Source organism: Scytonema sp. HK-05 (genome assembly GCF_963872035.1).
In the GTDB taxonomy this organism is placed as follows: domain Bacteria; phylum Cyanobacteriota; class Cyanobacteriia; order Cyanobacteriales; family Nostocaceae; genus Kalymmatonema.
In genome coordinates, this window is the sequence record NZ_CAWMYC010000050.1 from 1 (window position 1) to 10,752 (window position 10,752).

Sequence of the window (10,752 nt, forward strand, 5' to 3'; positions counted from 1 at the left end):
TCTTGGCGGTTCGTTTTTTAATATTCTATGCATCTTCATAAAGAATTGGTATTAGCTTTCTTGAAGCTATTAAGTCATCCTAAGTGATGTCTTCAATATTCCACATTTTTTAAGAAATTAAATGGAAGGTAAAATCCCATGTCTGATGCAGTTCTCCACTGGAATAGTGTTGCCTTGCAGGTGGTGGCTAACGATCACACGCCGGATATTGTGAAACGCCCCGACCAAGGCGGACCTACCCGGACTTCCCGCGCTTTGGCGATCGCACATGCAGCTATCTTTGACGCAGTCAATTCAATCGACGGGTCCTTCACGCCCTACCTAACTAGCATCCCTGAGGTTAGTACAGCCTCGGTCGAAGCGGCGGTTGCTCAAGCAGCATTCGAGACTCTTGCCCACCTGTACCCCAGTCAAAAAAAGGCTTTCCTCCAGAAAGCACTTACTGAGGCGCTTGAAGCGATTCCTGACGGCAAGCCTAAGGAGCAAGGCCGCCAGGTAGGTGCTGAAGTCGCCAGCCAAATTATTGCCGCACGGCGTAACGACAACTCGAACTTGGATCAAGATTACGTACCAGGGAGCTTACCAGGTCAGCACCGGGAGGACCCACTCAACCCCGGTCAAGGGTTCTTGACGCCTCGGTGGGGTGTTGTCACCCCCTTTACCTTGAACCGCAATGGCGGTCAGGGCACTCCTGCTTTCCGCTCTCCCCCTCCTCCTACATTGATCAGCGATGACTACACGGACGCCTTCAATGAAATCAAAACCAAGGGCGGTGACGGTAACCAAACCCCCACTGACCGTACCGACGAGCAGACGGTGATTGGTATTTTCTGGGCTTATGACGGTACGCCGCGTTTAGGTACTCCACCTCGTCTCTACAACCAGATCGCACGGCAGATTGCTAAGGAGCAAGGGAACAGGCTGGTTGAAAACGCTCGCCTGTTTGCACTTGTGAATCTTGCTATGGCTGATGCAGGAATCCAGTGTTGGGACACCAAGTACTTCTACAACTTATGGCGACCCATTCTTGGAGTTCGTGAAGCTGACCCCGGCACTGGTCCTAGCCAGCAAGGAGATGGCAACCCAGCTAGCAATGGCGACTCGAACTGGACACCCCTAGGTGCCCCAAACACCAACAACCCACGTAAACGCAACTTCACACCAAATTTTCCCGCATACACATCGGGCCACGCTACTTTTGGTGCCGCCTTGTTTCAAATTCTGAAGCGTTTCTACGACACAGATACAATCCCCTTTACCTTTGTCTCCGATGAATTCAACGGTCAGAACCTGGATGCTGATGGCACAGTACGACCGCTGTTGCCTCGCTCGTACAATAGCTTTAGCCAAGCATCTGACGAAAATGGGCAGAGTCGAATCTACCTAGGAATCCACTGGCAATTTGATAAAGTCCAAGGGATACGGGCAGGTGAAGCCATTGCCGACTTCGTTTTCGACAACTTTTTGCGACCAACTAAAAATTCAATGGACATTTGCTCAGTTCCTAACAAACCTATTCTTCAGGTTGGTTCTACTGGTCCAGTAGTTAGAGCATTGAAAGACCTTCTCCTAAACAGTGAAATTGCAGATGCAGGTGTTTCAGGCTTTAACATTGACGACATATTCAATGCCAAAACTGAAGCAGTTGTTAAAAACTTTCAATGCCAGGTCTTTTTAACAGCAGATGGTATTGTTGAACCTAAGACTTGGAAAGCGTTATGCGCTGACAACCCTGTTGACTTGCCAATACTGCGCCGTGGCTCTATTGGTGAACTAGTCGCCCAAGTTCAGCGGCGGCTTGATGTCAACGGATACGCTCTTGGAGCAACTGATGGCAACTTTGGAGCGAAAACTGAGGCAGCAGTGAAGGCTTTTCAGAACGATAAAAATTTGTCCGTCGATGGAATCATTGGTCCCCAAACTTGGAATGCTTTAAGCAGGCTACGTGGGGTATGTTAACTTCATCCTCAAGCTGAAAGCACACAATCAAATTGCTCAAGTGATGTCTCAAATAATTGAGCCATACACTTGCACATTTGCAATTGCGATGGCGCAAAGCGCCGCTCCCAGAGAGAGCATCGCCTTGTATATTTTGCTGAATGCGATTGTCCATGTGCCCAGTGCCGCAAGCGGCGATCGCCTCGGGTTCAATCTTTGAGCAATTTGTTAACATTTTTTGCAATTTATATTCCAGAAGTGCATGAGTTGATTTTACTGACAGATATCACATAAGTATCCACTCAAGCTCGACCTATTCTATGGTGTTAGCAGCAGAGATGATGCTGTTAAATTGGTGTGAGAACGCCGGGACTATCTTAACTACGGTCCTTCAACAGTTGACTCAAATTTGAGCCGCATGCTGAAGCGGTTGTTGAGCTATTTAAAAAAACTAAAGGTTTGACTGTGGATAGAATTGTCGGATTTATAACCTGGGATTGTTTGTTGGTACTTGATGAATAACTCTCGCGATCCGCGCATCCTCATAAAATTTCAACTTAGTCTATAAGCTGCTGAACAACTAAGCTGTTAGACCGTTTGACTGCTAGCTATCCTAAACATCCGTATCTGGGAGATTAATTATGTCAATGCAACTTGATGCCGCTCTAAAGAATACAGGAACTCGCTTTCGCATTTTTCCTCAGCCACGTTTTCTAGATATATTTCCTCAACCGGAAATTATTCATATCTCTGTGCCACCCAACGAGATCCAGCCCGGTCCTACTGATGATCGGATGTACGTTGTTGATGCCATTAACAAGCTGCCCTACTCGCCGTTCTTGCGCCCGCCCTATCTTGGGGCTAAGAATCCGCCTGTTAAACCAGGACCAGACGGTCATTTTGACCATTTGGACCCGGACAGCCGTGAGTTCTCGTGCGCAACCATGTACGCCACCGTCCGCCGCGTCCTCGATATTTGGGAGGACTACTTTGGACACAAGATCGAGTGGCACTTTGAATCAGACTTTGCTCGCTTAGAACTGATTCCTCTGATTGAATGGGACAATGCCCAGTCCGGCTATGGTTTTTTAGAGTTTGGGTATGGTCGTAGACCCCAAGGCGGAATTGATCACTCACGGCCGTATTGCGAGAACTTCGACGTGCTTGCTCACGAGCTGGGTCACAGTATCATCTTTGCGGAGGTCGGTGTCCCAATGAGCGCGGGGGACGATCGCATTGATTACCGTGGAATGCACGAGTCTGCTGGCGATCTTGTAGCCATTGTCGCGTCATTACACTTTAATTCACTTGTAGATTATCTTCTAGAGCGAACCAAAGGTAACCTCTTTACCGTCAACGAACTAAACCGTGTTGGCGAACTTGATAAAAGCCGGCAGATTCGCATTGCCTTTAACTATTCGCGCATGTCTGATGTTGGAGTGGAACCCCATGACCGTTCGCTTCCACTGACTGGTGGTATTTTTGACATCATGGTCGAGGTGTTCCAGAAGGAGCTATTGAAGCGGAACCTGATCACTCAGGACTTGGCAGACCGCTCAACTTCAGGACCAGGACGCAACCAAGATTTGGAGGCTATCCAAGCAGATTTTGCAGCCGCTTATGCAGGGAATGAGGCTGAATTCAAGACAGCCTTACTTGAAGCAAGGGATTACCTAGGACGGCTCTTAGCACTGACCTGGGGTAAATTATCCCCGCCCAATTTTCTGACGTACCACACTATCCTGCGTGGGTTGCTGCGTGCTGATCGCGAGCTGACCAATGGACAACACCAGCAAACGATACGAGAGTGCTTCGTGTGGCGTGAAATCACCCTGCTTCCTGAATCGCTTCTGCTACGCTCACACACCTTGAGGGAGTGCGGCTTTGTCCCGAAATAATGGGTTGTTCAAATGGCATTGTCATTGAACAACTACAAGCTATTAAGACGAATGAAAAGTAACAGGAGAAAATTTCTTTCTATGACGCTAACAAACTTAAAGTTGCAGTGGTCGCCTACTAGTGCCCCAACAGCTTCATCAAGGTACGACGATATATGGCTGATTGAATCTTCCGTGGCTTGGGCTGTCAATAGCGACGGTCATGTTCTAAAAACTACAGATGGAGGTGCTAGTTGGGATATCAAATTTAGAGCCAGGATCACAAATAATAACAATGCAGTTTATTTGCGGTGTGTCAGTTTTGCAAATCCTCTAAAGGGCTGGGTAGGAACACTGACACCCGAAGTGCGTTTGTATCACACAATCGATGGTGGCGAGAATTGGCAGGCTGTCGAAAATATCCCTGAAGAAGCTCCGGTAGCAGTTTGTGGTCTTTATGCAGTCAATGATTCGGTAATCTATGCTTCCGGTACTAACTTCCCCGATCAAGTTGCCCGCATGATGAAAAGTGTTGATGGCGGGGCAACTTGGACCGCCTGGGATATGAGTCAATATGCCTCAAATTTAATAGACGTTTATTTTCCTACCCCAGAGCGTGGCTGGGTTGTTGGCGGTATTTCTGACAAAGAGAACCCCGACTATAAGGATTTGACACCAGTGGTTCTTTACACAGAGGATGGCGGACGGACTTGGGAAAATCGCGTCGAGAATCTGTCTTTTCCCCAAGGAGAGTGGGGGTGGAAAATTCACTTTCTCAATGACGAAATTGGGTTTGTCTCTCTAGAAAATTTCCAAGAAGCTGCAATTCTGAAAACTACAGATGGTGGACAGAGTTGGGTAAGGTTACCCGTCCAAGGAAATGCCAACCTTGAAGGTGTCGGATTTATTAATGAAACCCAAGGTTGGGTTGGTGGTTGGGGAGATGAAAATTTTGAGAAAGGAACTAGCAGTGTCACTCGTGACGGTGGCAAAACCTGGGAAAATGCTGATGAGATTGGCAAGTTTATTAATCGATTTCGCTTTTTAGGCAATCCCGTCAGTGTTGGCTATGCTGCCGGTCAAACTGTGTACAAATATTCTGAAGCTCCTAGAGCAGCTGTTTTAGGTGAGCGAGTTGTCCCCACCCGATTTCTGGAGACAGTGACGCCGAAGGAGTATGACAAATCCGTTCCCATTGAATACACCTTAGCGAAGGCTGCTAGCAGAGTCACAATCCATATTTGGAATCGCTTTGGCAAGCAGGTTCGCAAACTGATTGATGAAAACGAACAAAGTGCTGGCTCAAAAAGTGTTGTTTGGGATGGAACGGATGATAAAGGCGATCGCCTCCCCAGTGGAATCTATATCTACAGATTAACTGTAGATGGCGAGGGCGAGAGCCGGGTGATTCATTTGCACCAGTAAAAATCAACGTAGTTTAGTTTGATTTTGGAGTACTAAAATGGCAGAAACTAAAGTTGTCAAAATTGTCGGTACTAGATTCGAGCCAGAAGACGTAACGATCCAAGTTGGCGATACAGTCAGATGGGTTAATGAGAGTAATTTGACACACACCGTCACCCGAGATGAGGGAGAGCCGCTGTTTGATTCTGGAAATTTACGACGAGATGATAAATTTGAGTTTACCTTCTCAAGTCCAAGCGATGACGCTGGTTTCTTTTATTACTGTAGAATCCACGGTCAATCAATGAGTGGCAATGTCATTGTTAAGCCGCTAGCTACAGCCGAGCCTACAGTTGTCAAAATTATCGGTACTAAATTCGAGCCACAAGATGTAACGATCCAAGTTGGCGATACAGTCAGATGGGTTAATGAGAGTAATTTGACACACACCGTCACCCGAGATGAGGGAGAGCCGCTGTTTAATTCTGGAAATTTACGACGAGATGATAAATTTGAGTTTACCTTCTCAAGCCCAAGCGATGACGCTGGTTTCTTTTATTACTGTAAAATCCACGGTCAATCGATGAGTGGCATTGTATTTGTTAAGCCAACTGGGGAAAATAGCCCCGAAAGTTAATAACTCCAAAATAGCGAGACTTTCACCTTGCATCATTTGGATATCCCCAAACAAAGATAATCAAAGATGAAATAGCCCTTGATAACAGTCTCGCTATGCTTTCATTTAACTGAATTGCCAATAAGCACTGTAGCAATGTTAACCAGACGAGAAGTCATTAAACTAGGGTTGGTTGGAAGCAGTTCCCTGTTGTTGCCCTTGAGCTACCAACGTCAAGCATTAGCCCAACAACGTTGTCCAGCGACGCCAACTCCAGGAACACACCAACCATTTCAGAACAGCCTACCCATTCCACCTGTTCTCAAACCCGTATGTAGCACTCAAAATGGCGTCAATGGAATGCCAACAGATTACTACGAAATCGAAATCAAGAAGTGTCAGCAAAGCATTGGGGGAGAACTAGTTGACATTTGGGGTTATAACGGAACCACGCCCGGTCCCCTCATTAGACAAAAAGTTGGGGATTTACAGAAGGATAAAAAAGTGTGGTATTCAGTTGTCCGCTTCATTAATAAACTGGGTAATGAAGCAAATGGGGAGCCTATTAAGACGGTAGTTCACCTACATGGTATGGCTTCCAGACCAGAATACGATGGCTACGCTGAAGATTATATTCCGCCAGATTATTACAAGGATTACGTCTATCCCAACGACCGTGCTGCGACAATTTGGTACCACGATCATACACTTCACAAAACTTTGGACAATGTGAAAAAAGGTCTGTTGGGTATGTACATTGTTGAGGATCAATGGGAGAGGGATAAACTTCCTCAACTCACTGATGGGGAATTTGATGTACCGCTCATTCTACAGGAACACCCAGGTAGAAGAGGAAGAGGACGAATCCTTGTCAATGGTGCCTTAGAACCCCATATGGATGTGAAGCGACACAAGTATCGCTTCCGAGTCTTGAACGCTGTCAGTCAAAGCATCTTTAAAGTGACTGTTGCTCCAGTAAATACTGTTGCTCCAGTAAATAATGAAGCTGATAATCGAACTCTGCAAGTGATTGCAACAGATAGTGGTTTGCGGAAAAATCCCGTCAATGTAGATAATCTGGAGATGGGCGTAGGAGAACGCTATGAGTTCGTTATCGACTTTAACGAAATATTTGAGAGTGGTGTAACTCAAGCTTATTTGAAGTTAGAAGTTGTAGGTGTTGGATCTGGAGCTCCAAGAAATGTTCTACGTTTCGACATTAATCCAGAGCCTGTTGCTGATGATAGTGTTGTTCCAGATTTCTTAAGGTCTGTTAAGCGTTTTGAGAACTGCCCTAAAGTCAATTTGGCTGCATTGTCAAGTGAGTGTCCGACAGAACTCACACTCACATTCGCTCAGAGCCAGACTGTAACATGCTCAGATGAAACAGGGAAATGGTTAATCAACGACAAGGGATGGCCTGAAAAAGTTGCTTGTGCGCCTGCTTTTGATCGTGCCAACCCGACATGTGTGGACTGGACACTACGCAACGAAAGCGAAGAAATTCACCCAGTGCATATTCATCTAAGTGACTTACAGATTGTTAAGCGTACGGACAACACTGGACAACAAATACCACTTAAGCCTTACGAGGAGAATGCTTGGAAAGATGTTTTTGTTATTAAACCTGGAGAAACAGCAACAGTTGCAGGTGTGTTTGGTCCCCATGAGGGGATATATATGATGCACTGCCACAACCTCAAGCATGAAGATTGCGACATGATGGTGACGTTTCAGGTGGGTGAGGATAATAGAGATCCCAGCGCGATCGCCCCAGCGAAGCCAGTCTCCGAGATGGAAGCGCTTTGCCCGCCGCAGCCTGGTACTCAGCCTTTTGCTCTGCCTCAGCAGCCTGCTTACGATTCCGATGCAATCATAAGATACAACAGGGAAGTTTACGGATCAGACAGTTGAACTGTCCTGCCCGTCCCTTGAATTTTTTGGGCAGGCAGGATGCCTACCCCACAAGAATCATCCCTGAATTCAGCAACGCCGATTTTCTGCTGTCGGTTCTGCTGATTAGCGATCGCCCTATCTGCTTTGGACACGCTACGCGTGCAATTGGCAGCTTTCTTCGGTGCTACAAGATTACCTATCTTTTTCTTGGCGTCCTTGGCTCAGGAGCGGTTTATTTAATTGGTATTTTACCTTGCCCTCACGCCTAGCGGCGAACCGGCGGGTAGGAGTAGGTGAGAAATTGCCTCAACTAACAAACTTGGATCGACTGGCTTAGGAATATGCTTTTGAAAACCCGCTGAAAGTGCTTTTTCTTCGTTCATTTCCCCTGCATAGGCGGTTAGGGCGAGCCTCCTTCGGAGGAGCTTCGCTAACGCTGGAATTTGTCCTCCCTGTTCTGGCAGCAAAGTTCTGACTTGTTGTATCAACGTATATCCGTCAACTTCCGGCATCCCGATGTCGCTAAGGAACACATCTGGCAGAGACTGGGTTAAAGCGGTGAGTACTTCACTGGCTTTTGTCACTGCTGTTACACTCGCCCCATACTCCTCTAGCAAGAAGGTGACAAACTCCCGCGTATCGGTATCGTCATCTACCAATAACACCGTTACGCCATTCAAATCCGGGCATGACTCAGGCTGTGTCTCGTTCTGGAGTGCCTGTGGTTGAGTTGGCATCAGCGGTAGTCTCACTGTAAAGGTTGCCCCCTCACCAACGCCCTTACTGTCTGCTTGGACTGTTCCGCCATGCAGTTCGACTAAATGACGGACAATCGCCAGCCCTAACCCCAGTCCACCAAAGTTTCTGGTTGTGGTACTGTTCTCTTGGCGGAAGTAGTCAAACACATAGGGAAGAAAGTCAGGCTCAATACCCTTACCTGTATCACTTACTACAATTTGGGCGTAGTGTCCAACGCGTTCTAGTCGGATATTCACCCGTCCTCCCTGTTGTGTGAACTTCACCGCATTTGCCAGCAGGTTCCAAACGATTTGCTGCAATCGGCTTGAGTCGCCCAGAACTTTCCCCAAATTTGGTTCAAACATTGTGTGTATCTTAATTGACTTAGCCTCAGCCGACAAACCCACTGTTTCCATTGCTGCTGAAATGACTGTTGCTAGGTCAATCGGGCAAATATTTAGACTGACTTTACCCCGTAAAATTCGGGAGACATCGAGCAAATCTTCAATCAATTGAATTTGTACTTTAGCATTGCGTTCGATAGTTTCCAAAGCGCGATCCGTTGTCTTTTGGTCTAACTTACCTTTGCGAAGCAGTGTTGTCCAACCCATAATCGGGTTGAGTGGCGAGCCTGCTCTAAAATACTTACCCAAACTTCGCTCTTCCTTGGTCTGGTGATTTCTTCCCACCTCATCCTGGGGAGTCGGCTCCTTCCAGTCTGCGGGCGTAAATTCCGGTCAAGCCAACCGTACTCGGTCTGTTTAAACCACTTTCAGAGCAGACAACTTGGCGGGTTCTGATATCTAAATCCCAGGCAACCATGTCAGCCGCCGCCAAAGCGAGTTGCAACCGCTGCTCCATGTCTCGAAGTGTTGCCTCTACTGGGGATATTTGAATGCTCGCATTTGGGTATCTAGAGAGGACGGTTGAAGCAAGAATTCTCAGCATGACGGCTGAGGAGTGTCAAATATCCTTTGACAAGATGATCAATACCAGTAATAGCAGTACCGACAACAACACTGTATGCTCCTAAATCAATAGCACGACTAGCCATTTGGGGTGAAGATATGCCACCTTCACAAATTGCTGGAACCTCTAATTGCTGAACCATTTGGGTGAGGAGTTCCCAGCCAGGGGGAGAAAGATGCTTGGTTGAGTCAGTGTAGCCAAAAAGAGTTGTGCCCACAATATCTGCACCAGCCGCGACAGCTGCTTTTGCTGCCTCAATCGTGTCTACATCTGCCATAACTGTTTTGCCTAACTCTTGATGAATTCCGGCAATGATATCTGCCATTGTTTCACCTCCGGGGCGATTTCTGGTAGTCGCGTCTATGGCAATGATATCTGCTCCCGCTATTGCTACAGCAGCAGCATGGTGAAACTGTGGTGTAATGTATACGTCATAACCAGATACGACTTGTTTCCACAGTCCAATAATTGGAACTTTTACTTTTTGTTTGACAGCAACGATATGAGCAGGAGTATCAATTCGGACTCCAACAGCACCATTGTTGACAGCAGCTTGCGCCATTGCTGCAATAACCGTTGCTTCGTGCAGTGGTGATTCAACAGGCGCTTGACAAGATACGATCAGTCCGTGATGTAGTGCTTGAATTAAAGAGTCATTAGTCATGAGTTATTAGTCATTTACCCTTCAGATCCCCGACTTCTATAAGAAGTCGGGGATCTTGTTTTTCACGAATCCTGCGCGGATTGCTATATCTATTAATCATACTTTTGTAAGATGTCTATTAGTTATTAGCCCTTCCTATATAAATTAATTTATATATTTAGGTGTATTGACAAAATTAACTCGTTTTTAGCTTGTTACCAATGCATGAAGTAGTTAAAATACCTTAAAACTTTCTTTCCCGCTACCCCCTGCCCCCTTAATGATAAGTTTTTAACCGGGCATAATATGAGGCTAAAGCGTAACTACCTAAATTTTTTTTAGTTCACTCCTAATGGAGATTAAGCAAATGAATTCACAACACAAGAATACGGCAGCAAAAGCAAAGCAGCCAACGTATGATCTGTTTGCACCATCCGCTTTGGTCAATTCCTATCCACTCTTCAAACGGATGCGTGAAGAAGACCCGGTTCACTATAGCGAATCTTTCGGATACTGGGTTTTGACACGCTATAGAGATGTTGAGGCGGCTTTACGGGATGAGCGTTTGAGTTCAAACCGCACAGCGTTGTATATCAATCAGTTAGGAAATTTGGATTTGATACTCCCCACGGCTAAAAGCCGGGGGATTCTTGAAGAGTCCACAAACGAAC

General features: G+C 46.4%; 9 protein-coding genes and 2 pseudogenes. 7 read left to right on the forward strand and 4 right to left on the reverse strand.

The genetic code is table 11. The features are described 5' to 3' along the window. Positions 1-138 precede the first annotated feature (138 nt). From AACT52_RS08380 to AACT52_RS08405, 6 genes are all read left to right on the forward strand, one after another. On the forward strand, positions 139-1,959 hold the full coding sequence (locus AACT52_RS08380; RefSeq protein WP_073636505.1) for a peptidoglycan-binding protein: 1,821 nt from the start codon (positions 139-141) through the stop codon (positions 1,957-1,959). After that, positions 1,946-2,158 carry a hypothetical protein gene (locus AACT52_RS08385; protein WP_073636506.1) on the forward strand — a complete coding sequence of 71 codons (213 nt, stop codon included), beginning with the start codon at positions 1,946-1,948 and terminating at the stop codon, positions 2,156-2,158. Before AACT52_RS08380 ends, AACT52_RS08385 begins: the two co-directional genes overlap by 14 nt. 421 nt (positions 2,159-2,579) lie before the next feature. Continuing rightward, positions 2,580-3,836 (forward strand): hypothetical protein, encoded by a 1,257-nt coding sequence (locus tag AACT52_RS08390; protein WP_073636507.1) that lies wholly within the window; start codon positions 2,580-2,582, stop codon positions 3,834-3,836. Between the two features lie 81 nt (positions 3,837-3,917). Then, positions 3,918-5,240: a YCF48-related protein gene (locus tag AACT52_RS08395; RefSeq protein WP_073636508.1), complete on the forward strand. Its 1,323-nt coding sequence runs from the start codon at positions 3,918-3,920 to the stop codon at positions 5,238-5,240. Between the two features lie 37 nt (positions 5,241-5,277). Continuing rightward, positions 5,278-5,856, forward strand: coding sequence for a plastocyanin/azurin family copper-binding protein (locus AACT52_RS08400; RefSeq protein WP_073636509.1), 579 nt, complete (start codon positions 5,278-5,280; stop codon positions 5,854-5,856). A 135-nt stretch (positions 5,857-5,991) separates the two neighbouring features. Beyond that, the gene (locus AACT52_RS08405; RefSeq protein WP_073636510.1) at positions 5,992-7,749 is read left to right on the forward strand and encodes a multicopper oxidase family protein; all 1,758 of its coding nucleotides are present in this window, start codon (positions 5,992-5,994) and stop codon (positions 7,747-7,749) included. Here the strand turns inward: AACT52_RS08405 and AACT52_RS08410 are convergent. The 4 genes and pseudogenes from AACT52_RS08410 to AACT52_RS08425 all read right to left on the reverse strand — a co-directional run bounded on the left by AACT52_RS08410 (position 7,731) and on the right by AACT52_RS08425 (position 10,102). Then, positions 7,731-7,883, reverse strand: a complete 153-nt coding sequence (locus AACT52_RS08410) for a hypothetical protein (RefSeq protein WP_158055024.1) — start codon at positions 7,881-7,883, stop codon at positions 7,731-7,733. The two genes, AACT52_RS08405 and AACT52_RS08410, sit on opposite strands and share 19 nt — an antisense overlap. Before the next feature lie 96 nt (positions 7,884-7,979). Then, positions 7,980-9,098 (reverse strand): annotated as a pseudogene (locus tag AACT52_RS08415) (hybrid sensor histidine kinase/response regulator); the annotation flags it as partial. Between the two features lie 61 nt (positions 9,099-9,159). Next, complete coding sequence (locus AACT52_RS08420; protein ID WP_143173017.1) at positions 9,160-9,417, reverse strand: hypothetical protein; 258 nt, start codon at positions 9,415-9,417, stop codon at positions 9,160-9,162. Further along, positions 9,383-10,102, reverse strand: a complete 720-nt coding sequence (locus AACT52_RS08425) for an N-acetylmannosamine-6-phosphate 2-epimerase (protein WP_073636511.1) — start codon at positions 10,100-10,102, stop codon at positions 9,383-9,385. Before AACT52_RS08425 ends, AACT52_RS08420 begins: the two co-directional genes overlap by 35 nt. Positions 10,103-10,448: 346 nt before the next feature. Here AACT52_RS08425 and AACT52_RS08430 point away from each other — a divergent pair. Continuing rightward, a pseudogene (locus AACT52_RS08430) lies at positions 10,449-10,752 on the forward strand (cytochrome P450); the annotation flags it as partial.

What these genes read in the sequence shown, in the direction of transcription:
- AACT52_RS08425 (WP_073636511.1), bottom strand. Translation starts at nt 10,102, where the DNA reads ATGACTAATGACTCTTTAATTCAAGCACTACATCACGGACTGATCGTA.
- AACT52_RS08420 (WP_143173017.1), bottom strand. Translation starts at nt 9,417, where the DNA reads ATGCTGAGAATTCTTGCTTCAACCGTCCTCTCTAGATACCCAAATGCG.
- AACT52_RS08400 (WP_073636509.1), top strand. Translation starts at nt 5,278, where the DNA reads ATGGCAGAAACTAAAGTTGTCAAAATTGTCGGTACTAGATTCGAGCCA.
- AACT52_RS08405 (WP_073636510.1), top strand. Translation starts at nt 5,992, where the DNA reads ATGTTAACCAGACGAGAAGTCATTAAACTAGGGTTGGTTGGAAGCAGT.
- AACT52_RS08390 (WP_073636507.1), top strand. Translation starts at nt 2,580, where the DNA reads ATGTCAATGCAACTTGATGCCGCTCTAAAGAATACAGGAACTCGCTTT.
- AACT52_RS08380 (WP_073636505.1), top strand. Translation starts at nt 139, where the DNA reads ATGTCTGATGCAGTTCTCCACTGGAATAGTGTTGCCTTGCAGGTGGTG.
- AACT52_RS08395 (WP_073636508.1), top strand. Translation starts at nt 3,918, where the DNA reads ATGACGCTAACAAACTTAAAGTTGCAGTGGTCGCCTACTAGTGCCCCA.